The 22,216-nt window shown below is 33.7% G+C and carries 25 protein-coding genes and 1 tRNA gene; 15 read left to right on the top strand and 11 right to left on the bottom strand.

Annotated features, from left to right (window positions below; genetic code table 11):
- Positions 1–14: 14 nt before the first annotated feature.
- A complete protein-coding gene (flgL, locus tag SULBA_RS06265; protein WP_014769438.1) occupies positions 15–2,417 on the bottom strand; it encodes a flagellar hook-associated protein FlgL in 2,403 nt (800 codons plus the stop codon).
- A 166-nt stretch (positions 2,418–2,583) separates the two neighbouring features.
- Between flgL and SULBA_RS06260 the strand changes: the two genes are divergently transcribed.
- The 3 genes from SULBA_RS06260 (at position 2,584) to SULBA_RS06250 (ending at position 4,424) form a co-directional block, all read left to right on the top strand.
- Entirely contained in the window at positions 2,584–2,862 is a 279-nt protein-coding gene (locus SULBA_RS06260; protein WP_014769437.1) for an HU family DNA-binding protein, read from the top strand.
- Between the two features lie 86 nt (positions 2,863–2,948).
- Positions 2,949–3,033 (top strand) — tRNA-Leu (locus SULBA_RS06255).
- Between the two features lie 191 nt (positions 3,034–3,224).
- Positions 3,225–4,424, top strand: a complete 1,200-nt coding sequence (locus SULBA_RS06250) for a tyrosine-type recombinase/integrase (protein ID WP_245391449.1) — start codon at positions 3,225–3,227, stop codon at positions 4,422–4,424.
- Between the two features lie 55 nt (positions 4,425–4,479).
- Here SULBA_RS06250 and SULBA_RS06245 read toward each other — a convergent pair whose 3' ends face one another.
- The gene (locus SULBA_RS06245) at positions 4,480–4,788 is read right to left on the bottom strand and encodes a hypothetical protein (RefSeq protein ID WP_014769435.1); all 309 of its coding nucleotides are present in this window, start codon (positions 4,786–4,788) and stop codon (positions 4,480–4,482) included.
- A gap of 125 nt (positions 4,789–4,913) precedes the next feature.
- Here SULBA_RS06245 and SULBA_RS06240 point away from each other — a divergent pair, with 125 nt between their 5' ends.
- The 9 genes from SULBA_RS06240 (at position 4,914) to SULBA_RS06200 (ending at position 11,693) form a co-directional block, all read left to right on the top strand.
- Positions 4,914–5,387: a hypothetical protein gene (locus SULBA_RS06240; protein ID WP_041671815.1), complete on the top strand. Its 474-nt coding sequence runs from the start codon at positions 4,914–4,916 to the stop codon at positions 5,385–5,387.
- Positions 5,388–5,398: 11 nt separating this feature from the next.
- Entirely contained in the window at positions 5,399–5,737 is a 339-nt protein-coding gene (locus tag SULBA_RS12745; protein ID WP_014769433.1) for a hypothetical protein, read from the top strand.
- A 16-nt stretch (positions 5,738–5,753) separates the two neighbouring features.
- Complete coding sequence (locus tag SULBA_RS06230; RefSeq protein WP_014769432.1) at positions 5,754–6,074, top strand: hypothetical protein; 321 nt, start codon at positions 5,754–5,756, stop codon at positions 6,072–6,074.
- On the top strand, positions 6,055–6,489 hold the full coding sequence (locus SULBA_RS06225) for a hypothetical protein (protein ID WP_014769431.1): 435 nt from the start codon (positions 6,055–6,057) through the stop codon (positions 6,487–6,489). Before SULBA_RS06230 ends, SULBA_RS06225 begins: the two co-directional genes overlap by 20 nt.
- Positions 6,490–6,595: 106 nt before the next feature.
- Positions 6,596–7,285, top strand: coding sequence for a metallophosphoesterase (locus SULBA_RS06220; RefSeq protein ID WP_050985279.1), 690 nt, complete (start codon positions 6,596–6,598; stop codon positions 7,283–7,285).
- A 491-nt stretch (positions 7,286–7,776) separates the two neighbouring features.
- Positions 7,777–9,258 (top strand): hypothetical protein, encoded by a 1,482-nt coding sequence (locus tag SULBA_RS06215; RefSeq protein ID WP_014769429.1) that lies wholly within the window; start codon positions 7,777–7,779, stop codon positions 9,256–9,258.
- Between the two features lie 41 nt (positions 9,259–9,299).
- A complete protein-coding gene (locus SULBA_RS06210; RefSeq protein WP_014769428.1) occupies positions 9,300–9,863 on the top strand; it encodes a hypothetical protein in 564 nt (187 codons plus the stop codon).
- A gap of 10 nt (positions 9,864–9,873) precedes the next feature.
- Entirely contained in the window at positions 9,874–10,428 is a 555-nt protein-coding gene (locus SULBA_RS06205) for a hypothetical protein (protein WP_014769427.1), read from the top strand.
- 62 nt (positions 10,429–10,490) lie between these two features.
- Positions 10,491–11,693: an IS256 family transposase gene (locus SULBA_RS06200; RefSeq protein ID WP_014768977.1), complete on the top strand. Its 1,203-nt coding sequence runs from the start codon at positions 10,491–10,493 to the stop codon at positions 11,691–11,693.
- A gap of 133 nt (positions 11,694–11,826) precedes the next feature.
- Here the strand turns inward: SULBA_RS06200 and SULBA_RS06195 are convergent, their stop codons facing one another.
- From SULBA_RS06195 to SULBA_RS06160, 8 genes are all read right to left on the bottom strand, one after another.
- Entirely contained in the window at positions 11,827–12,723 is an 897-nt protein-coding gene (locus SULBA_RS06195) for an AbiTii domain-containing protein (protein WP_014769426.1), read from the bottom strand.
- A 54-nt stretch (positions 12,724–12,777) separates the two neighbouring features.
- Positions 12,778–13,767 carry a toprim domain-containing protein gene (locus SULBA_RS06190; RefSeq protein ID WP_014769425.1) on the bottom strand — a complete coding sequence of 330 codons (990 nt, stop codon included), beginning with the start codon at positions 13,765–13,767 and terminating at the stop codon, positions 12,778–12,780.
- Positions 13,742–14,158, bottom strand: coding sequence for a hypothetical protein (locus SULBA_RS06185; RefSeq protein ID WP_014769424.1), 417 nt, complete (start codon positions 14,156–14,158; stop codon positions 13,742–13,744). Before SULBA_RS06185 ends, SULBA_RS06190 begins: the two co-directional genes overlap by 26 nt.
- A gap of 12 nt (positions 14,159–14,170) precedes the next feature.
- Positions 14,171–16,786 (bottom strand): hypothetical protein, encoded by a 2,616-nt coding sequence (locus tag SULBA_RS06180; RefSeq protein WP_014769423.1) that lies wholly within the window; start codon positions 16,784–16,786, stop codon positions 14,171–14,173.
- Positions 16,767–17,513 carry a hypothetical protein gene (locus SULBA_RS06175; protein WP_014769422.1) on the bottom strand — a complete coding sequence of 249 codons (747 nt, stop codon included), beginning with the start codon at positions 17,511–17,513 and terminating at the stop codon, positions 16,767–16,769. The genes SULBA_RS06180 and SULBA_RS06175 overlap by 20 nt, the downstream gene beginning before the upstream one ends.
- Entirely contained in the window at positions 17,510–17,692 is a 183-nt protein-coding gene (locus SULBA_RS06170; RefSeq protein WP_014769421.1) for a hypothetical protein, read from the bottom strand. The genes SULBA_RS06175 and SULBA_RS06170 overlap by 4 nt, the downstream gene beginning before the upstream one ends.
- On the bottom strand, positions 17,689–18,171 hold the full coding sequence (locus tag SULBA_RS06165) for a replication protein (protein WP_050985278.1): 483 nt from the start codon (positions 18,169–18,171) through the stop codon (positions 17,689–17,691). The genes SULBA_RS06170 and SULBA_RS06165 overlap by 4 nt, the downstream gene beginning before the upstream one ends.
- A gap of 135 nt (positions 18,172–18,306) precedes the next feature.
- A complete protein-coding gene (locus SULBA_RS06160) occupies positions 18,307–18,528 on the bottom strand; it encodes a helix-turn-helix transcriptional regulator (RefSeq protein WP_014769419.1) in 222 nt (73 codons plus the stop codon).
- Between the two features lie 605 nt (positions 18,529–19,133).
- Here SULBA_RS06160 and SULBA_RS13025 point away from each other — a divergent pair.
- The 3 genes from SULBA_RS13025 to SULBA_RS06150 all read left to right on the top strand — a co-directional run bounded on the left by SULBA_RS13025 (position 19,134) and on the right by SULBA_RS06150 (position 20,929).
- Complete coding sequence (locus SULBA_RS13025) at positions 19,134–19,304, top strand: hypothetical protein (RefSeq protein WP_014769418.1); 171 nt, start codon at positions 19,134–19,136, stop codon at positions 19,302–19,304.
- 3 nt (positions 19,305–19,307) lie between these two features.
- Positions 19,308–20,033, top strand: a complete 726-nt coding sequence (locus SULBA_RS06155; protein WP_014769417.1) for an arginyltransferase — start codon at positions 19,308–19,310, stop codon at positions 20,031–20,033.
- 65 nt (positions 20,034–20,098) lie between these two features.
- Positions 20,099–20,929, top strand: a complete 831-nt coding sequence (locus tag SULBA_RS06150) for an adenylosuccinate lyase (RefSeq protein ID WP_014769416.1) — start codon at positions 20,099–20,101, stop codon at positions 20,927–20,929.
- On the opposite strand, the gene SULBA_RS06145 is transcribed toward SULBA_RS06150, so the two are convergent.
- Positions 20,926–22,197, bottom strand: a complete 1,272-nt coding sequence (locus SULBA_RS06145) for an RNA polymerase factor sigma-54 (RefSeq protein WP_014769415.1) — start codon at positions 22,195–22,197, stop codon at positions 20,926–20,928. The two genes, SULBA_RS06150 and SULBA_RS06145, sit on opposite strands and share 4 nt — an antisense overlap.
- Positions 22,198–22,216: the final 19 nt, after the last annotated feature.

Below are 22,216 nucleotides of genomic sequence, written 5' to 3'. Positions count from 1 at the left end.
ATTATAACAAATTATTACATGTAATCTAAAAGAGACATTGAATTGACTTTTGAAATCGCCGATAGCATGGCTTGATAAGAGTTACTAACTTGGGTTAATTCCAAATAGGCTTCGGCTAAATCAATGCCTACCAATTCTGTTTGAACCGTTTTTACATTCACCTTAAGTGTCTCTGCTCGTGTTGTTGACTCTGTTAATGCGTTGCTTAGCGCACCAATTTGTGTGTGTGCTTTTGTAACATGATCCGCAATATGATCCAATTGGGCTAATGCATTTTGTATACCAATATTGCGTGGGTCGGATGATGTTGAATCCATACGAAATGTCCCACTTCGTACCGCTGCAATCATCTCATCAAGCTGTGCAAAAATATCAACAGAGGGACTTGCGATTGTTACAGAATCATTGGCCATAAAGGAAAGAACCGAGCTTGTTGTGCCACTATAGTCTCCTGCATTGCTATCAGCCATACTCAATTCAATTTTAGACTCAGAAGCCGTACTATCTTTTATAACAATACGCCCCTGTTGATCAAGGTTTACTGCAACACTGTTTTGTGCCGTTTTTATTGCATATTGATACTCTTCTAAATCCGTACTCGTAGCAGTAGGCACTCCATTAGTGGGAATCGTTCCAGCGGTGAGCATACTAATAATATCCGTGAGTTGTTTATAACTTACATTATCAGCACTGGTTGGATTGCCATTGGCATCTAAAATAGAAAATGTCGTATCAATAACACCATCATTATCGGTATCCACATCAACACTGCTTCCTGCATTGCTTAAATTAATGCTAGCGGATGCACTCACACCGCTTTTTGTTTTATAATCAATAGTGAGCGTTTTTCCATCAAGTGTATCACTGCCTGCCACTTCACTGAGTTTGGTTGTACTGGTTGCATATTCATTCGTTGTTTTATTGACTTGCGAGACATTACTTAGCAGCGTATTACCATCTTTTTCAAACCCACGTTGTGTATAGTTAATTGCATCTGGAATACTAAATCCTCCTACAGGAGTGACGCCATTGCGTGCAGTCAGTGTTGCATTCAGTGTTCCTGTTGGATCATCTGCGATAATCTGTCCATTTTCTATACGCACAGAACCTGCACTTAAACTATATTCAGCCTCAATAGCACTCATTAAATTTTGTACCGTTGTTGTAGGGTTAATAGCAAAGTTAGTACTTCCAAAAAGAATATTATTAGCCTCTGGCATAATGTCACTTAAAAGAGTACTACCCTTGGCAACGCTTCCCTCTGTTGTTTGAAGTGTGTACCCGATACGGTAGACACCTTCGTTGTAGCTATCGGCTCTTGAACTAATAGTACTTGCTGAATTTGTTGTTGTATAGTTGCTGGTATTAAACGCAATAATATCAACATTTGAAGAGGCTAATAAATCATTAACATCTGTTTGATTTGCATTGCCTGATGTTCCAGCAGCGGCATCTCTATCAACTGCACCAAAAATATTCATTTCTATGACTTGCTGTCCCGTTTTTAAATCTTTTATTTCGATTTGACCGCTTTTATTCATACTTACATCAACAAGTTTATTGGTCGATGTATTGCCATATGCCTTTCCTATACTGTCTAATAAATCTTGAACTGAAGAGCTAGAGCTTATTTCTATTTTTGTGGCAAAAGTTTCACCTGCAGTATCTCTACCTGAGAGATAAAAAACTGCATTTGGGTCATTTGTTTTATCACTATCCGTATCGCCAATCATATCACGGATGGTATCAGTGGTTGTTAAATAGACTTCACTAGAGGTTGTATTGGTACCAGAACCTTCCATAACACTAGGATAGAGTTTCGTTTGGTTGTACATGGTCACGTTAGTAGAGACAACTTTACTGTAATCACTGTCTTTTCCTAAAAACAAAGACTGTCCAGTGACATTATACGTCAGTTCCACGCCTGAGCCAACAACAGCGCTTAAATTTTCGTTATTTCCATTATATGTACCATCTGAACTAATAGGTTTTGTAGATAAAGCAGAGCCAGAAAATAGAAATTGACCATTAATGGAAGTATTGGCTAAATTCATTAATTCTACTTTATAGGCTTCTAAATCATTTGCAATGGCTTCTAAACTGGTTTGAGAGTTTGATGCATTGGCCGCTTGCGTTAGTTTTGTTTTGAACTCATCAAGCTTACTGGTAAAACTTGTCAGTGTTGTATCTGTGTTTTGGGCGAAAACTTTTGCTTTTTTACTACTTCCAATGGATTGTTCTAATGTCGTAATTTCACTGTTAAGGCGCATAGCATCAATATACACACTTGTGTTTTGATAACTCTGCTGTATTTTTGAACCGGAATATATTTGTTGGTTGACATCGTACAATTTTGATGAAGATGTGCGGTAATTACGAATTGAATTATTAAAGGTTAGTGCATCAGTAACTCTCATGGTTGGCTCCATTTGATTTCTTTAAATTATAGACAAGCAATTTTAATTCCTTATGACAAATATCGACTTTAAGGGGAAATAATTTAACTTTTTTTAAAAATTATTGTCTTTTTTTAAAAAAAATTGTACAATCCTCGCACAAACACTTTATTTTAAGGAATTGGCAATGAAAAAAGCGGAATTTATCCAAGCGGTTTCAGAGAAAGCAGGTCTTTCAAAGAAGGACAGTCAAAAAGCTGTTGATGCAGCACTAGAAGCAATTAGTGATGCACTTGTTGCGGGCAAAGAAGTAAGTTTTATTGGTTTTGGTACATTTAGTACAGCAACAAGAGCAGCTAGAAAAGCTAGAGTACCTGGTACGGATAGAGTTGTTGATGTTGCAAAAACAACTGCTGTAAAATTTAAAGTTGGTAAAAAACTTAAAGACGTTGTTGCAAAAGCGTAATTTCGTCTCTTAAAAAGCTTAAAATCTCAGTTTTACTGAGTTTTAAGCTTTTTTTTTGTACACTTCCAACTCTTAAATTAATACGTGCCTGAGTGGTGAAATTGGTAGACGCGCTAGACTCAAAATCTAGTATAGAGATATGTGCCGGTTCGAGTCCGGCCTCAGGTACCATCTTTTTTTCTTTCCTTGTCTCATACAGTATCTAAACCCCCTAAAAATAGAGCTTTTAGCCTCTTACTTGTCTTATCCCGTCCACACTTGTTTATACAAATCTAAAGTTTTTTACGGTACTCTATACGGTACTGAACCCATTTATCCAATTCTAATGAAAGTGAGTACCGTTAAAAATGTCACGAAACACGATGCCACTGAGCGATACAGAGATTAAAAAATCTAGAATTAAAGACAAAACTTACAAGCTAAGTGATGGTCAAGGGCTTTATCTTGTTGTGAAAGATAATGGTACAAAATTCTTTAGATATGACTATACCTTTCAAAATAAACGTAAATCCATGTCATTTGGAATATATCCTGAAATTTCACTCAAAGAAGCACGTATAAAAAGAGATGAAACAAAAAAACTTCTTCTTGATAGTATTGATCCTATAGAGTATAAAAATAATAACATCCCTACTCTCTCTTCTACATTCAAAGCTATTGCAGAAAATTGGCTCAATAAAATGCACACTGAATGGAAACCTATCACTCATCAAAAATCTAAAGTAAGATTAGAACAGCATGCTTATCCTTTTATTGGGCACATGAATATCCAAGATATTACACGTCTTGATATTTTAAAAATAATTGATCATATGCAAAAGCAAGATATTTATGAGTTAACATCTCGTGTTCTTAATAATATTGAACGCATTTACAAATATGCTGTTACTTATGGTTTTGTAGAACATAATATTATTGCAGATATAGATAAGCGAAGTGCTTTAAAAAGAAAAGAAGTTGTACATGTACCAGCTCTGACAAAAGAAGATGAAATCAAAGAGCTTATAAAAGATATTTATAGTTATGGAGAGGCTTATAATGCTGATATATCAACTATATATGCTTTAAGACTTGCCCCTTTTGTTTTTCTACGCCCTTTTAACCTTAGAAATTTAGAATGGTCAGAAGTAAATTTTAAAGAATCGTATATTGAAATTGATGCAGAAAAAATGAAAATGAATCAATCTTTTATTCTTCCTCTTTCAAACCAAGCATTAGAAATTATCAATAAAATAAAGCCCTACTCTTTTGGGCAAAGTAAATTTGTATTTCCAAGCCCTACAAGTAATTTAAAACCAATAAGTGAAAATACGTTAAATCATGCCTTAATGAAGCTCGGTTATAAAAACACTATGACATCTCATGGCTTTAGGTCAATGTTTTCAACAACAGCAAATCGCTATAAAACAAAACATAGTTTTGATCCTGATGTCATTGAAGCTTGTTTAGCTCATGCAGAGAAAAACAAAGTTCGAGCAGCTTACGATAGAACTGATGTTATGAAATATTTTGATGAAAAGAAAAAACTTATTCAATGGTGGGCTGATTGGTTGAAAAATTAAAAATAATATATTTTACATATATTAATACATAATATTTTATTTAAAATAGCTATTTTTATACTTTGTTGGCGATATTCAAGTCACTTTCAATCAACATCTTCAAATAAGCCGACTTACTCATCTTAAGCTCTTTGAGCCTGCTTTCTAACTTCGTATACTCTTCGGCTTTAATATTGGTTGATACATTAACAAACTTCATTTGAGCAATTTTAAGGCTCTCTCGTCTCTTTTTATCTCGCTTAGAAATGACTTTAAGCTTCTCTTCTTTATCCTTGATAAGCGTTTTTACTTCATGTAATGTCTTTGAGAGAGAATGAATATTGGAAGAGATTTTATGCAAGTCTGATTCGTTATCATCGTACATTTTAACTCCTTATAATGCTTATTGATAATATTATATATAATACTAAATTAAAAGAGACTGTGTTATACTTTTTCATATAAAAAATAAAAATACATTGTGTTTATAGTTAGCAAAGGGGTTAAAATATGAGAGCTAAGTTTCTTTCATCAACAAACAAAGGTATGGATTGCAGTATGCCAAAAGATGTTTATGCGGACATTACTTTTGGAAAAATGATATGGTGGTATTTAAATGATGTGGAATGTTTTAGAACAAGCAAGATTGAACGCTTTACATGGGATAAATTCACTAAATGTTTAACAGTGTTTACGTTAAATAGCATATATGAATTTGAACTTGAAACTGATGAATTTGATGAAAAGCAAATACAGTGTGCAGAAAAGGAAGAAGTTGAATCGATTAGAATGCAACATGAGACTATACTATTTGAAAAAGCAATGGTGAGAGTTTTAACGGCGTTTGGTTTTTTTGATGTTCCTTATGTACTTGAAACACCGATGAGTTTTTATGATGCAAAAGTATTTCTTATAAATAAAACATACAATGCACATGGAGTGCAAGGAACGATCATGCACGTCTTATGTGGATTTGATAAATAAAGGAGCCTCACATGTACGAAAATGACAGCAGAACAGAAACGGACTACGAATACAATCACGCTCTTGATGAATATATGCAACAAAGCTATAAAATGCCGTATCAGCCTAAAAGCTTGAGTGAAAGTTTGGCAATACTCAAAGAGTATAAAGATACATTGCCTCACGATAAATATGCTTCTATTGAAAGTACCATACGAGGGCAAGCAATAGAGCATCTTTATTGTGATCGTTTTGATATTGAAATGTTGGTGAAATTAGCCAAAGGCGAAGTAACCCATGAAGAGGGTATGAAGTTAATCAAGGAACGCATTAAAGAGGATTTAAAAAGCCTTAGAGATCAGCAGGCTTAAAACTAAGGAGTCAAAAATGGGTAAACATGTATCAATATTAACGAATATAATCACGGCATTATCAATTTGGTGGGTTGGTGTGCTTGGTGGCGCAATGGTTATAATATTACCTTGCCAATTTATTTATTGGCTTGTAACTCATTTATATCAAAAAGCAAGAGGGGATGATTATTTATGGATATTAACAGTTCTTATCGCTTTTTTCCTTATAAGGAATAGAATAACCTTATGGAAAAATTGTGTGGAAAGCATTACTCGTAATTTCGATATTGCTTTTTTGCATTCCTTTTTTAAAATTTACTCCAAATTTAACACACATGATTGTAGTAAGTTATAAAAGTAATATTTTTGCAATTTTACTTATGGTGTTTTTATCTTGGGTAGCTTTCTATGTGTTTCGATATTCATTTTTTGCTTCAGTGTTTGTGGGACTTTACATTAGTAAGTTATGGTTTAAGCCAACCAAAGCAGAAAGAAGAAATTTTGATATTTTTTTTGAAGATTTTTCATCTAAATATACGCTTGATATGTTAAATATTTCACATATCAAAAAGCCTTGGACATTATGGAAACTATTTTTTTGGAGACCAAAAACTATTGAAGAATTGGCAAAGGATAAAATATTAGAAGAGTTAGTAGATACTTATAAAATGAATAAAATCAAAGAAGAAGCCCAAAAAGAAGAAGAGTTAAAAGAACAAGTGGCAAAAAAAGCTGAAGAGATCAAAGCAAAATTAAACATCAAAATCTAAATAAAGTGCATATGCAAAAGGAGTGATAAATGACACAAGCGCAAATGTCAAAGTTATTGTGTATCTATATACTAACACTCCAAGCGTGGAAGTATAAAAGAAGCGAATGAAGATGTTTGAACATAAACAAGTCTATATCATCGGTGATGTTCACGGATGTTACACTACCCTAATGCAACTGATCGAACAACTACCTAACAAAGAAAAATCACATCTTATTTTTGTAGGTGATTTAATTGATCGTGGCAAGGATTCTGCTCGTGTTGTTGAGTATGTTAAAAACGGTGGATACGATTGTATTAAAGGCAACCATGAAGCCGTAATGGTCGAAGCTTATGAAACAAAGAATATGTGTGATTGGTTAAGTTACGGTAACGGTGGAGACCAAACTAAGTTAAGTTACATCAACTTATCCAACGTTGATTTGCAAGAGCATTTAACATGGATGAAAAGCTTACCTGATTATTTAGAATATAACATCAAAGATGAAAACAATAAAACTCTTTTTGTGACACATGGATTTGGATTACCGTTTTATCAATCAAAAAATCCTATGTATTTGCGTAATAACCGTATCTCAAAATCAATTCTATACGGCGTGCAAAAACCTCTTTACCCTTATGAAAAAAATTATCTGCATTACCCTATATTTAACGTGTTTGGACATGAGCATTTTAACGAGCCTTGGATAACGAATCATTTCTGTGGTATTGTTACAGGATGTGTTTATGGTGGCGCATTAAGCGCATTGGAATATCCATCGAAAAGAGTCTTTACTCAAAAATACGTTGGTTAAAATTTGTTAATGAGGTTTAAGCTTTGCTTATTTACAATATTGGGAGGAAAGTGATTCTGCTATAGTAAAACACTGTTCTGCGAAAACATTGTTTTATCTAAATCACATCCCAATAGCGATAGATACACGCAGACTATTCTACACCGCACTTCAAAACAGTTCGAGTACAATTTACTTAGGTAAGTAACACTCGAACAAACTCTTCTTTAATACATACACATCAATTTTTCATTTATAAACACACAGGTGCACATTAAAAAATAGCTTGCAATTTGAAGTGTGGGTATATAAAAAAATAAAAAAGAATGCCAAAAACCCTACGAGTTTTAAGCAAAGATGCTATAATAACTAAAGTTATATTTCACGCTATAATATGACTACATCACTATATTAACTAAGTTAATTCGTTGGGTGTTGTCATATTGCGTGTAAGAGCAAAAGAGAAAAGAGCATAGACACACCCTTCGTGTGTATCTAAATGGAGTAATGCTATGAATACATCAATTAACTTTAATCCAGTTAATTCTCTTCAAGCGGGGGCAAAAGTAGCACATGTTTTTAGAAATCATAATTTAAATAAAAAACGTGTCAGTCAAGAAATTGAAAAAACAGATCATGAGTCTGGGGCAATCATTTTACAGCCTTATGAAAAATCAGCCAACATTGATTTAAAAAAACAAGGTACAAGTAAAATTACAAAAAATTTATCAGTTTATCGAAAACGATATCAAGTGGCTTTAGAGAAAGGTGATTTAAAAACAGCGGAGCGTAACAAGAACAAAGTAGAGCTTTTAGAAAAGGAGCTACAAAATTTCAAGCGTGCTCGAAGAGGGCGTGAAGCTTCCTTGGTTGAAGCTTCTTGGTCTATTACAAAGTTTCCACCCGTAGATGCACTTAATTACGATGAAGATATCTTGATAAAAATGAAAGATATTGCTCTAAAAATATTGCAAAGTAGCTTTCCTGAACTTGATATTGATACTATTGGCGTTGCAGGACATACAGATCAAGCATCTATCCACATTCATACGATATTTGATGTCCCCGATAATACTACGTTCTCACGAATGATGAAGAATAAAACTTATGGTGCATTTCAACAAGAATTCAATGATGCCATTCGTGAAAAGTTTAGCGGGTTGCCAATCGAAAAAATTACTCCAAATAGTAAAAAATATATACCATTAATGCAATACAAAAAAGAAAATCCAATAATTCAACTTAAAGATAATTTTGATATTCCATTGACATCTGTTGATAGTTACAAAGAGAACGTTAAAACACTTGAAAATGAGAACGTTAAATTTGAGTCGTTGATCGGACGATACAAAGCTCAAAAACAGTTATTGGAAGCAACGGTAAAAAGCAAAGAAGAGCTATTAAAAACACAAGTTAGCAGAAATGAACTCTTAGAAAAATCCAATGAAAATCTTAAAACTCAACTTGAAAATATGAAAGCTCTTAATAAAGCAAAAGAAGATGAAAATGTGAAGCTCCAAGAGGAGTTAAAAATTTCACGTGAGCTTTTGAAAGAAGCTCAAAGAGCGCAAGAACAATCAAAAGAGAATGATCGTCTTGAAGCAGGCAAACCCAAAAATATTAAACGTGCTGAATATACCAAGCCTTTAGATAAAAAAGAGGTACAAAAAGCTCTTGATAATGCTCCTGATGGAAGTGCATCATCAAGTAGATTGCGCCTTGTTTTAGACGGTAAAATGGACTTCTCAAAAATTAAGGCTGATACTCCCGAAGCAATCCAAATTATTGATAATGCCAAGGCTGATTTTGAAGCCTTAGAGGAAAAAGGGTTGCTTACATGTAACAAAGGTGTTTATACCTTTTCCGATGATCAAGCGAAAAGTGTCATTTATAAAATGAAGGATGCAAGCGTACAGGATATGGCTGATGAATATTATGCTGAGAAGGGTAATGTTTATAAAGGAAAAAGTCATAATAAACAACGACAAAGTTAATTTTTTGTACGCTACAGATAATAAAAAAGTGAGGAATATATATGTTTAAAAACCCCTATATTGTACACTGTATTACGGTTGAAGATTTTCAAGAAGATTCTTATATGGTTAAGGGAAGTAATAACCTTGCAATCAATGTTTCAGAATCTTTCAAAAAAAGCATTATGGCAAACAATAACGTATATATTCTTCCTAAAAAACTTCCATATTTTAAGATTGGTGATAAAGTTATTTTGATCTGTAAAAAGACAAAATATGACAATGTATATGGAGTTGTTTCCCTATTGAATTTATCGAAGAATATTCGTTTTAAAAGAAGTGATCTGTTATTGATTTTTCAAGGATTTTTACCGCTAATTCCCTTGCAATTTCTTATTGCGATTACTGTTATGTTTGCACCAAGATCAGCAAAAAACAATGCGGGGTTATTCTTTCTTACTGCATTTTTATTTATCTTCTTCTTTGTGATAAAGGACATATTGCATCATCGAAAAGCAATAAAATTGGCTTCAAATATACAGAACAACATTCAAGAACAATCTAAAGTTAATAAGCTTCTATCATCGTATCGTGGTAATACGCACATTATGAATAATTTTTGTTAATGGGGTTTAAATGAATCAGGACTATGTATGTTTAGAAGCTTCACTAGCTGAATCAATTTGTACATATTTTTATCGTAAACATGGTTACATGGTGCAACCATTTGGTATAGAAACGATTGTTGGCAATGCATTTTATTTTTTAGATGTAAAAAACCACGAAGATACAAAAAAGAAAGCCATGCCAATCATTCATCGATGCATGACAATGCCTGATTTTTTAGTGATTAAACCTAGTAAAAATAATGGCATTCAAGAAACATATTTAGTTGAAGCAAAATATAGAACATATAAAGACTACAAGGAATTTCAACAAGCATATATTAAAGATGGGGATGGCGAGTTGAAAAAAACAGCCACAAAATATCTAAATCTTTGGGGTACTCTATATATGTTCATTATCGTAAAATTTGCTTATAATAATAGCGTTCATATTTATTATGATACTGCTCAAAATATTAGCGATGGTTATTTGCATGGACTTGATTACGTTGATTCGACAAGAAAATGGATTAACAAAGAAATACGTGAAGAAATCGTGGCAAAATGTCAAAAAATCTTTGGATAAAAGGGGAGCGTTAGAAATTCTGTGTCAATCAGGTAGTATTTCAAAGACACAAGGATTGAACGATGGAATTTCAGATAGACACAGAGGCAATATTACAACAGATTCGTGAGGGTAAAGCCCTTGGTGGGAAAGATGGAGCACTGGCTCCATTGATTAAACAACTGACAGAAGCAGCGCTTCAAGCAGAGATAGAATCCCATCTCACACAGGATTTAGTAAAAAACCGTAAAAATGGCAGTAGCTCTAAAACAATGAAGAGTGAAGTAGGCAGTTTTGAACTGGATGTCCCACGAGATAGAGCAGGCACATTCGAGCCTCAAATTGTAAAGAAAAATCAGACCCATATGTCAGATCAAATAGAACAAAAGATACTCTCACTCTATGCCCTTGGCAACAGTTATAGCCAAATAGCAGATCATATAGAAGAGATTTATGGAGTGGGCTTCTCTAAAGCCACGATAAGTGCAGTAACCGATAAAATCCTACCCATGCTACAAGAATGGCGAGTTCGTCCCTTGGAAGAGCTCTATCCCTTTATATTTTTAGATGCCATTCACTATAAAGTCAAAGATGAAGGACGTTATATCTCTAAAGCCTTTTATACCGTACTAGGTGTTAGAACCGATGGTAAAAAAGAGATACTCGGTCTTTATTTAGGTGAAAGTGAAGGAGCAAAGTTCTGGTTACAAGTGCTCACAGATCTGCAAAACCGTGGAGTGAAAGATATATTGATTGCCTCAGTCGATGGACTTAAAGGATTTCCTGAAGCCATCACTTCAGTATTTCCCAATACAGAAGTTCAGCTGTGTATCGTCCATCAAATACGCAATTCCCTCAGGTTTATAGGCTCAATCAATCAAAAGCAATTTGCTAGTGAACTTAAAGCAGTCTATCAAGCATTTTCCAAAGAAGAAGCTGAAAATGAACTGGATAAACTGGAAGAAAAATGGGGTAAAAAATACCCTATTGTTTTTCAATCTTGGCGTAACAAATGGGAGAATCTCTCAGTGTACTTTCAGTATCCAGAAGATATTAGACGTGTTATTTATACCACCAATATTATTGAATCCGTTCATCGCCAATTTAGAACCCTCACAAAGACTAAAGGGGCTTTTCCAAATGATGATAGCTTACTCAAATTATTGTTTATGGGAATCAAAAATGCAGAAAAAAAATGGACAATGCCTATACGAAATTGGAGTCTAACCCTCTCACAACTCTCAATTTATTTTGAGGGCAGACTCAACAAGGCTTTAAATTTATGATACAATTTTAGGAGCTACTTGGTGCTGACACAGATTTTTGAACACTCCCACAATTTTAGGAACTACTTGGTGCTGACACAGATTTTTGAACACTCCCGATAAAAGAATTTTGATACAATGTTTTAAACTAGTATCAGTTTGTAATGAAACCATAAAAACTATCTAAAGCTTCCCCAATATATTTTATAGAATTGTTTTCGATAGCTTTAGCAGATATCTTTTTAAGCCAATTTTTGACATTCTGTCCATATTCTATTATTGAGCTAGTAGTACTGTCTTGATCTTTATCTATTGAAACTTTTAATTCATCAATTTCATCATTAGTGATACCGAGATTGACTAATACTTTACAAAGTTCATCTATATTACCACTAATAATCTGAGGAGAAATATTTGAATTTTTATCTCCAATAATAATTGTTGTATTATTTCCAAAAACTGTATTATTGAATAGCTCTTGCGTTTTAATTTTTTTTGATTCAGCTTTTATATCACCATTTTCTGAAAAATTATCAAACTTATCAGCTAATTCAAGCAAAAAATCTAATAGTCGACTACGAATTTGAGTTAGTATTTGAAGGATTTGTGATTGAGAAATCTGTTTGTATGATGATTCAACATATATTCCTTGCGCAAGCCCCTTTGAAAATAATGAGCACCATTCTGTAGGTAAAGGAGCTTGAAGAGTACTCTCAGATTTACTTAGAAGATCTAATGCAGATATACTCTCACGCATTTCTTGAGTCGAGAGTTGTTCTTGCATTTTTTTATTTAAATGATTTGTCGGTAACCTATAATTATTCCAACGAGTCGTATATCCATTAGTTGCTGTGCCATAGATACTTGTCAAAATAATTCTATATTCTGGGACAATATCATCATGCGAATAGCCATTTATTTCATTATTAACCCATGTTAGTAATGACTTTTCTCCCATTTTATGAAGTAACACCTTCGTTTTTATTAGAGCATTTTCTAGATTTGAATTTTCAGCACTTAAAATTTCTATTATTTCATCAATAAGTTTCATCCCGTCTCCTAAAAAAAGCTATGATAATTCTATCATAAATACGTACACTGTTTTTTACTTCTTGTGTTGAGATTTTCTTCTATAAACATGAGAAGTAACTCGTTCTTGGATGTTTGTACTTTTTATTAATAAATCATTAACATCCAAACCTTCTTCATCGTCATTGTATTGAACATACATAAAGCTTTTAATATTCGCTTGCTTAACGATTTCATGTGCAAAATTACGCCCTTGGGGATCGTTTTGCTGAAAAATAGTAATTATATTATAAGAAGATTCTTGAAGTAACTTGAGAACCTTATGAATGTTAGAAGTTGAGTTCGCAACAAGTACGTTAACGTCTATAAAATCAAGGCTTTGATACGCTGCTGCATAGTCCATTTTACTTTCAAAAATCGCTATCTTAGAGGTGTTCTCTCTTTTAAAAAATGAGATATCTTTTGCACCTAAATTCATCGTTTTGAGACTTCCAACTTGTTTGAGAAAGTGAATATCCCCGCCTTCTGAATCATTTAAAATACCCACACCAAACACTTTTTTTGGCTCGTTATTTTTATTGTAGTAAACTCCTTCAATTGCTTTAAATTCGGGTGGGACTTTGATAATATTGCGCGATTTTAAATACGTTAAAATAGATGGAGCAAGTGGTTCACTAACTCGAATAACCTTGGACTTATAGACGTATGTAGCTTGTAATAAGTTGGGATAAGTTGAAGAATTTTGTATAATCGGTTCATGTTGATTTAAAGTTGATAAGCAATAAGTTAAAGCATCTTTATAATTTATACGATTAACAAGCATAACAATATTTTCGATTGTGCCATTTTCTCCACTCCCGAAATCCTTGAAAATCCATCGATTGTTTTTAAAGCTTATAAATGCTGAAGCATGATTTTCGTTTCTCAAAGTTAACTTATAGCTTGCTGGATTAACTTGAATAACATTAAGGTTTAAAGCTTGCAGAATAGGCAAAGGGTCAGCTTTATGTAGCTGACCCTTTGCTTCATCATAGATTGCTTTAATTTGTTCTTGCGTTAATAACATCTAATTCCACTTTCAAGCTTTGAAAAAGCTCTGTATTGATGATCTTATAAGTTAGGGTGTATTCGCTTGCTTGTACGAAGATATCTAAAGCTCTTTTTGATAGATTATCTGCACCTAAAAAAAGCGACTGATAGAAAAGTGTATCTACGTTTCCAACACAAGTTAATAGCTTTCTAAAATAGCCATAATCGACTTCTTCTAAGTTAAAATTTTCAATCCATCCAAGCACAATGATAACGTTTTGTAGGTCGTTATTTTTCACTCTTGCAACGTATTCGCCACCTCTGACATTAAGTGCGATAGTCATACGTCTTTCATCTGTATCTAATATTTCAACGTGTTGCAGAGTTTTTAAAAACTCTGCGTGTTTGTTTAATAATTCACTGGTCATTTTTTACTCCTTTTACATAGATGTACTGTATTTACTTGACTTACTTTCAATAGAATTACCAACTGTATCTTGTGCATCAATACCACTATCTTTCATGCCGAAGATATTTAACACCATTGTTGAACCATAAAAGACTAAATAGAAGACTGCTAATAGTGAAACTACTTTTGCACCAACCAATAAAGTGCCTTTAAAAAAGAGTAATCCGTAATCACTAAAATCAATGGCATAAGATCCTAACTGCTGAATGTTTGTTAAAAAGTTAGCATTGGTGTCAATAGCTGTTCGGTCATATTGGGTAATAGCAAAGAATGTATCAAAAGTTTTATGCGAACTAAGCATTGCCAATTTATCAAATAGTTCATTTGCCATAATTGCCATGATAATACTTACTACAATCAGAACAGGTTTAAATGCCAAGGCTAAAAAGCGTGAAAAAAAGCTTTTAAGCACTTGCATCTGATCGTTACTTAACGCATAGATTGCTACAAATGGTGAAACGAGATAGAAGATTTCAACCGTAACGTAATAAAAACCAATAGCCAAATATCCCGCTACGCTAATTGCAACAAGTGGCATATAGGCTAATAAATATTGCATTATTAAAATGGTTATTATCAGTGCAATAAACGATATAAGAGCTTTAAAAAATTGGTTATCTTCTAAATTTTTGGTAGGTGTTTCTAACTTTTTCAATGCTTCTTCGGCAATGAATGAAACTCCCATTGTCCCTACGCCTGAAATATAAGAACCAATTTGTTTTGAAAAATGGAAAAATTTATCCCCCAAGTAAAGCATACTCTCAAGAGACGGTTCCACGATCTCCGTCTTAATGCTTGATGCGGGCGGTACCATCATATAGGCACTATTCATGGCTATCCAACGCATCCCTGCAAAAATATGTCCACCACTTACAATATTACTTTTTTCATACCTGTCGCTAATTTGATTGTCAAGCTCCATCGCTTTCTCAACGCTTGCCTCTTTAATATCTGCATTTACAAAGAGATCAAGGTTATTGATAAGAATATTCGTTGATGCAATGCTAGAAGCATTGATAAAACCCATTTCAGCTGTATTTTTATATAGAAGCTCCGCAACAAGCTTAATGCCCTCTTTGGTTTTGTTTGAGTTGATAGCACTCTCATATTGCTTCATGATGATTTGATTGGCTTCAATGACCTTTTTATTTTCTTTGTATCTGCGTTCAAAGTTGTAACATGCACTAAGTGTTGGTACATGCGTGGCTCTTCGATATTGTGGGTGCATAAATGACGTTTCTTCTAAATTAGAGATTCCAAAGTTTTGATCAATACCTTTGGAATTTGGTTTGCCTCTTCTATCTTTATTAAGTGAACCCAAAGGTGGGAACACCGTATTAGCTCCAACGGCTTCGGATGCAAGCGCATAGAGCCTATCGGTGTCATACACTTGATAACACGTACCAATCATGCCACCCTCTTTTTCCAAGACCTCATTTTCTTTAATTAGCATTTTGGTTTGATCATGAATTTTGCCGTACTCATCTTGAATAATCAAGCCCGCATCTTTTGCCTTATAGCCAACGTATGCCTTGGTAAAAGCAAAAGTGAGTTTATCAGCCATTTCTACACCCTCATAAAGTATGGGGCGTGACCATGTTTGAAAATTAGTTTGTGTAATCTTTTTTTCATCTTGTACATTAACTTCACTTGATGAAAAATAGAAAACAAAGAGAATAATGAACGTTAAAAAAACTCTCTCAAAGTTATCTTCGTGATCTTGCTTATCTCCAAGGGCTTTCGTGGCTTTTCCAAGTAGAAAAAAGCCTGCTGTAAATGGTACTACAAAGAAAAAGAGCGTTGAGTTCATATCAAGTAAGACTTCATTGGATTCTTTGAGCCAATTTAATATTAAAACGATTACATTTGAGAAAACAACTTCGTTCAGGCTTGAAAGTTCAGCCGTATAGCCTTTGTATTTTTCTTTTACAATTTCTTCACCCGACACAAACGATACTACGCCTGACACCCACCCACCAAGGGTATCAAGAATCTTTTGTGCGGTACCTACATCAGGCAAAGCATTTGCATTGGGGTAGATGGTGTATCCACTATTAAGCACAAGTTCATTTTTTAATAAGGTGTTTGGGATATCAAGAATTTCGCTATCTGCGGTAAGACCTGCAATCACATATTTAGAGGTTCTTAAATACTCCCTACCACTTCCAACATTGGTAAAATGTTCAGCATATTTTTTTTCAAGAGACTCTAATCCAAATTCATTAATTTCAGGTGTCTGTCTATTAACTTGAAACTTCTCACTATCGGTAAGATTAAATTGTGTTTTGCATTGTTCATTAGGTACAGATACATACCCTAAGATAGTGCTTGGATCCGTTGCTTTGTATACGAAACATTGTGTCTCACCTCTGCTTGGGATTACATCACGAATACGAGCAAAATAGCCCTCTTTCATCGTAGGACATGCAAAAGTGCATGAACTTTGACTTGGCATCTCTTGGATATACGTGTTGTTTTCAAGTACGGTGTTTGCGCTAGCCGTTGGTGTTGATACTTCTTCCGCATAAAGGAAAGAAGTACATAAAGCCAAGGCTAAAAGAATCTTTTTAAAGTGTGCTGTTTTCATATGAACCCACCTTGCTCTCTTCATTGATCTCTTTTGTAATACGTACAAAATAGCCTTTAAGAAAAACATTGAACCCAAGGTTAAAGCCTTGGTTTACATGCAAAACACCTGTTTTCTTTCCACCTGTCATTTTACGCATAAAAGGTACCATGATAAGTGGGCGTTTTTGGCGTGTAGCGATCTGAATACGCTTTTGACCACCAAGGTCTAAAAGGTTGTAGTAGTTTAGATATCGTTTTTTGTACATATCAAAGATGATGTAGAACATCATGGTATAGCTCATCATGTAACCAATAAACCAATTTATGTGTATAGCACTCACATCGAGCTTAAAACGCACAAAATAGAGCAAAACGATTGAGAGAATGCCAATATACTTGGCAATGGTGCGATTGTAGTTAAAAAGGCTCACAAATGCACTAAAATAGACTAAAGATATAAGTGCAACAATAAACTCGTTTTTAGAATTTGGAAAATTACTCCAATAGAGTAAAAAAATAATTGGCATATACTTCATTAAAACGACTTGCCAAACAGGTACAGGTTCAATGCGTGACATACGATTAATCGTAAACGTCTCCATCTGCTTCGTGGTTTCGTTAAACTCTTCCTCTTCGATTACCGTATGTATCTCATTTTTTTCTAAATCCAACCGTGCCTCTTTGGCATAGGTTAGAAAGAGAAAAAATGGGTAACGGTTAAATTGCGCTAGGCTAGTTGCAATCATTTTCCTAACCTCTCTTTTGCTCTACACTTTGCATCTTTTCGCTCTTTTTTTATTAAATTTTTTACAATTTCAAAGATTTTCTCAATATTTTTGAGCTTTTTAGTTTGTAAAAGAAAAAAGATTGCTTGTATTTTTTGTTGTTCACGGCGGTTGCAGGTTTTGAAGAGTTCATTGCTCATTGTGAACTCCTAGCAGGTCTAACAGTCGTAGGAAAACGAGGATAAGTAACTATGAGTGTATTAGGAGTTTTTTGTACATTTAGAATTTTTGGTTCTTTTTTTCTTTTACAAACTTGCTTTTCATTAATGGTACTTTGTGGGGTACATCGTGATGTAGGTGCATTTGGATGACTCCCCTCATTTGCATGTAGGGGGTTGAGATTTATTGCAAATTTGCTTTCTTTTCCAATTTGTTCAAGACGAATAATTAGGTTTTTTTCTGCTAAACCCTTTATCGCTTTTTTAACGGTACGTTGATCTTTTACTTCCAAGATCTTGATAAATTGTGAAATTGAAATTGCATCAAAATCTTTGTTCCATCCTTTTGTTTTCCTAATAATTATAAGATATATTTTAAGTTCAAATTCTGTCAGCTTTAGTAGAAAAAGATCTACTAAAGCATTGGGAACTTGAAAGGAATTTGGTATAAATGTTTCCATGCCCAAGCCTTTTATATTAATAAAAAAGGTTGAATAATCAAGAGCACTAGTGTATAATGCAGATTGATTAAAGACTCTTTCTAGGACTTTAATTGCTCCCTCGTTGCCAGCGACCAACTTTCAACGAAGGGAGTTTTATTTATTGATTTCTAAATTCTTAGCATCATTTTTTTTGCCCTTCTCTCCTAGTTTTTTAATGTAATTAAGTACATCTTCTAAACTCCAGAGACTACTTCCACCTTCTTTTAGTTGTCGAGGAAATTGTTCATCTTTAATCATTTTATAAATTTTTGCTCGGCTTAAAGGTACCAATTGCCTTACCTCGTCCAATTTAATAAGTCTATTTGTTGTGTCCATCATTGTTCCTTTTTGTCTATTCAAGTTTATATAAGTAAATTGATATATCTGGCATAATTATAACATTCAGTATAGGCAAAAATAATTAGATACAACATGTTGTTAAATGCCCATTGTATCGATGTTCTAAAAAATTATGCTATCTTTTTATTATCAATTTTTTTGATTTACAAATATAAGTCAATATATTCGATATATTCGATGTTGATGAGCATTTTTTCTTAAGTTATAAGGCAGAAATTTTTTACATATATATGTAAAAAATAAAGTTTTAATAATATATACTAATTATTTAAATTTATATTATTTTTATCATATAAATATGTTAAAAATAATGGCAACAATTAATTCTTGTTTTAGTATAATTAAATGATTATGATACACTAATTAGGGTGTTTACTTTAGCTTTTAGCGGTACTGATTACGGTACTGATGGACAATATGTATTCTTAGAATACTGTAGTATAGGTCTTTTAACTATTCTAGTGAGTCCGGCCTCAGTACCACCCTTTTTTTTAACTTCCAAAAAACATTCACTTCCATCTTTTTTCTCTTGTTTTTTGCTATAATCAAGCCCTATTTATTTTTACATGTAAAGGTTTCAAATGCAGGGCAATTTATTGGATGATCTAAAGTCTTTGAAAGATAAAATGAGTCAAGAAGAAAAAGAGAGCAAAGAGAAGATGATAGAAGCCCAAAAAAATGAGAAAGAGAAAAAACTTCACGAAAATTTTGAACTGTTTATGCAAAATTCTGGAGTCAAAAAACGATCCTAAGTCATGTTATTATCTTCCCGAACCATAGAATTTTCAACCCTCGATACACAATGTTCCTACATTAGTGAGTGCAAAACACGCATGGAGTACAAGTACATTGAAAATGCCTCCATGCAACTCAATCAGGATTTGATTGAACGAGGTTGGAGACGTTTTGGAAACTACTATTCACGTCCTCAGTGCAAGGGATGTCAATCCTGTTTAAGCCTGCGCATTGATGTTGAAAATTATCATTTTTCACGTTCTGCTAAACGAACCTTCAAAAAAGCAGAAGGTATTTCGTATGTTATACAAGCTCCCACTATGAGCACAGAACACTTAGAGCTTTATGAGAGATACCACCGTTTTATGGAAGAGAGGCGTGGATGGCACTATTATTATCTTAAACCTCAAAGTTATCATGAACTTTATGTCAGTGGTGCACACAATTTTGGAAAAGAAATCCTCTATTTTCACGATAAAAAATTGATAGGCGTTGATTTAATTGATTTTTTAGATAACGGAATTTCTTCAATCTATTTTTATTATGACCCCGACTTCGCCCATTTGTCCCTAGGACGTCTTTCAATTTATGAGCAAATCCTTTTAGCCAAAGAGTATGGACTCAAATGGATTTATTTAGGCTATTACGTTGAAGCATGTCAAAGCCTTAAATACAAGGCATCCTACCAACCGTATCAAATTTTAAAGGGCAATCCAGAGCTCGATGAAGAAGCACTGTGGCACTAAGCTTCTAAAAAGTTGGAATTCTTTTTGCTTTTAAGGTATATACCTGACTTAAAAGGATGAAGTAAATGCACCTTTCATTGACACACGACATGTTAGCCATCACGATTGAGGAAGATTCAAAAACATTTTATTATTTGCAAAACATTGCCGATAAAAACTTTAAAAAGAAGATTGGACGTAAAGAGAAGATGATCATCTTTAAAGAAGAGGATGAGATCGTTCAGCGTCGTTATTTTTTAAAGTTACTGAGTAAAATTTATTTGCGTAAAACAAATGATTATGAAAACGCCATCACTATTGAAGAAGCACTTGAGAAGAGTATTAAGATTTCACTTTTAAAGCCAAATCAACTTTTACAAAAAATGAATATTCAGCTTGTGATTGAGGATAATTATGCTGTTGTTTTTCATCTAGGTTCACACAATACTCTGTTTGCTTCTTATCTTAAGAGCTATTTTAAAGACCATTTGGTCAGAATTCGTCCAAAAAATGGAACCATTACCCTTTATCCAAATTCGGATGAAACCGTACGTCTTTTAGAAAAACTTTTGGAACAAAAAGAACTTTTTGGTTGTTTTGTTGCGTTTAACTATCAAGAAGAAGCCTTACTCTCGTATAAAAAAAGTTTTGTAACAAAACGCTTAAAACGAAGCCGCCATAATGCACTTTTTTCACTTCTTGAAGAATATTTTGGAATTTTAGGGTGCAAAGTGGAGGACTCTTTTGAGATGATTCGACGTAATTATCTCTCGTTGGTTAAGAAATACCATCCTGATAGTTGTGGGCTTTACGATGGTGATTTACATGTAAAGTATGTAGCAAAGTTTCAAGAGATTCAATACGCCTATGAAATGTTAAAAATGCATTTTAGGCATGCTGAGATAAAAATTGCTTAATAGGTGAGCGTATAGAGTTTTTTACGTTCTGAAGAACTTGCAATATTAAACTGCTGGCGATACTTTGTAATGGTACGCCTCACCATTTTTATGTTAAATTTTGTTTCAATACATTCTAAAAGCTTTAGGTCACTGAGTGGTTTTATTTTATTTTCATACTTCACAAGTTCAAGCATATACTCTTTAATAGCGCTGTTGGAAATATCTTCTTCAAGGGCAGTTGCAAAAAATTGTTTTAAAGGAATAATACCACGAGAACATGAGAGGTATTTCCCAGCAATAGCTCGTGAAATAGTAGAAGGATTGCGCCCCAAATCATCCGCAAGGTCTTTGAGTTTCATAGGCTTAATTGCTTTTCCAAAGAAAAAATCGTACTGATACTCGATAATCATCAAACCAATTTTATACAGCGTTGCTTTTCGCATCTCTAAAGCATCTACCAAATCTTTTGCCTCTTTAATCTTTTGTGAGACAAAACTATGATTTTCATCTAACCCTTCTGTATCAATCATGACCTCAGGATAATACGCATCATTGAGTCTGACTTCAATTCCTTCATCCACTGGATAAATAAAAATATCAGGAATCACTTCTTTGGTCTCTTCCATAAAATCAATGGCAGGCGGATTGCGAAAATGTTTAATCACACTTAAGGACTCGTGAAATAAAGGTTCTTTATTAAATGACTCAATGGATTCAAAATTTAAAATCAACTTTTCAACATTTTCATACAGCGTTTCTTCAAGGCTAAGCTCTTGTAATTGAAATAAAAAAGTCTCTTTCAGATCAAGTGCTCCAACCCCTAAAGGCTCGAGATAGGCAAAGCGTTGTTGTATTTTTTCCACTTCCTCACTTTTTACATGTAACTTCTGAGCAATTTCATGGAGAGCATCTGCTTCAAAATATCCCTCAGCATTAATATTTTCAATAATTTCATAAGCAATGCGTTGCGATTTTTCTGTGGGGAAAAGAGGTGGATTAATTTGCTCATGAAGCGTTTGAAAGAGTGATTTTTTATCCAAAGTTAGGGCTTCAATCGTCCCAGAGACAGATGTTTTAGAAGCTTCTTGAAAAAAGTTTTTCTTTTCAAATTTTTTTTCAACCACTTCTGAACCTGAGGTCACAGTGATAAAAGGATTTTCTTGTACAAAAGGTTCAAGTGTTTCCATGAGATTATCAAGATTGGCTTGTAAAATAGGAAGCCAACCTCGAAGGGTTGAGGAAAACTTTTGTTTGGTGGTTTGTGTACCAGAAACCCTAAGTTTCAAACGCTTTCTCCTTTAAACG

This window comes from Sulfurospirillum barnesii SES-3 (assembly GCF_000265295.1).
GTDB lineage: Bacteria > Campylobacterota > Campylobacteria > Campylobacterales > Sulfurospirillaceae > Sulfurospirillum > Sulfurospirillum barnesii.
Note: the sequence above shows the minus strand (reverse complement) of the source record. Positions and strands in the feature narration are given on the sequence as shown.

Bases quoted from the DNA above. Each gene is read 5' to 3' on its own strand.
- SULBA_RS06230 (WP_014769432.1), top strand. From the start codon at position 5,754: ATGGGTAAACATGTATCAATATTAACGAATATAATCACGGCATTATCA.
- flgL (WP_014769438.1), bottom strand. From the start codon at position 2,417: ATGAGAGTTACTGATGCACTAACCTTTAATAATTCAATTCGTAATTAC.
- SULBA_RS06150 (WP_014769416.1), top strand. From the start codon at position 20,099: ATGCACCTTTCATTGACACACGACATGTTAGCCATCACGATTGAGGAA.
- SULBA_RS06160 (WP_014769419.1), bottom strand. From the start codon at position 18,528: ATGGACACAACAAATAGACTTATTAAATTGGACGAGGTAAGGCAATTG.
- SULBA_RS06205 (WP_014769427.1), top strand. From the start codon at position 9,874: ATGAATCAGGACTATGTATGTTTAGAAGCTTCACTAGCTGAATCAATT.
- SULBA_RS13025 (WP_014769418.1), top strand. From the start codon at position 19,134: ATGCAGGGCAATTTATTGGATGATCTAAAGTCTTTGAAAGATAAAATG.
- SULBA_RS06155 (WP_014769417.1), top strand. From the start codon at position 19,308: ATGTTATTATCTTCCCGAACCATAGAATTTTCAACCCTCGATACACAA.
- SULBA_RS06165 (WP_050985278.1), bottom strand. From the start codon at position 18,171: ATGGAAACATTTATACCAAATTCCTTTCAAGTTCCCAATGCTTTAGTA.
- SULBA_RS06245 (WP_014769435.1), bottom strand. From the start codon at position 4,788: ATGTACGATGATAACGAATCAGACTTGCATAAAATCTCTTCCAATATT.
- SULBA_RS06180 (WP_014769423.1), bottom strand. From the start codon at position 16,786: ATGAAAACAGCACACTTTAAAAAGATTCTTTTAGCCTTGGCTTTATGT.
- SULBA_RS06200 (WP_014768977.1), top strand. From the start codon at position 10,491: ATGGAATTTCAGATAGACACAGAGGCAATATTACAACAGATTCGTGAG.
- SULBA_RS06250 (WP_245391449.1), top strand. From the start codon at position 3,225: ATGCCACTGAGCGATACAGAGATTAAAAAATCTAGAATTAAAGACAAA.
- SULBA_RS06190 (WP_014769425.1), bottom strand. From the start codon at position 13,767: ATGTTATTAACGCAAGAACAAATTAAAGCAATCTATGATGAAGCAAAG.
- SULBA_RS06175 (WP_014769422.1), bottom strand. From the start codon at position 17,513: ATGATTGCAACTAGCCTAGCGCAATTTAACCGTTACCCATTTTTTCTC.
- SULBA_RS06240 (WP_041671815.1), top strand. From the start codon at position 4,914: ATGAGAGCTAAGTTTCTTTCATCAACAAACAAAGGTATGGATTGCAGT.
- SULBA_RS06210 (WP_014769428.1), top strand. From the start codon at position 9,300: ATGTTTAAAAACCCCTATATTGTACACTGTATTACGGTTGAAGATTTT.
- SULBA_RS06215 (WP_014769429.1), top strand. From the start codon at position 7,777: ATGAATACATCAATTAACTTTAATCCAGTTAATTCTCTTCAAGCGGGG.
- SULBA_RS06195 (WP_014769426.1), bottom strand. From the start codon at position 12,723: ATGAAACTTATTGATGAAATAATAGAAATTTTAAGTGCTGAAAATTCA.
- SULBA_RS06260 (WP_014769437.1), top strand. From the start codon at position 2,584: ATGAAAAAAGCGGAATTTATCCAAGCGGTTTCAGAGAAAGCAGGTCTT.
- SULBA_RS06185 (WP_014769424.1), bottom strand. From the start codon at position 14,158: ATGACCAGTGAATTATTAAACAAACACGCAGAGTTTTTAAAAACTCTG.
- SULBA_RS06225 (WP_014769431.1), top strand. From the start codon at position 6,055: ATGATTGTAGTAAGTTATAAAAGTAATATTTTTGCAATTTTACTTATG.
- SULBA_RS06220 (WP_050985279.1), top strand. From the start codon at position 6,596: ATGAAGATGTTTGAACATAAACAAGTCTATATCATCGGTGATGTTCAC.
- SULBA_RS12745 (WP_014769433.1), top strand. From the start codon at position 5,399: ATGTACGAAAATGACAGCAGAACAGAAACGGACTACGAATACAATCAC.
- SULBA_RS06170 (WP_014769421.1), bottom strand. From the start codon at position 17,692: ATGAGCAATGAACTCTTCAAAACCTGCAACCGCCGTGAACAACAAAAA.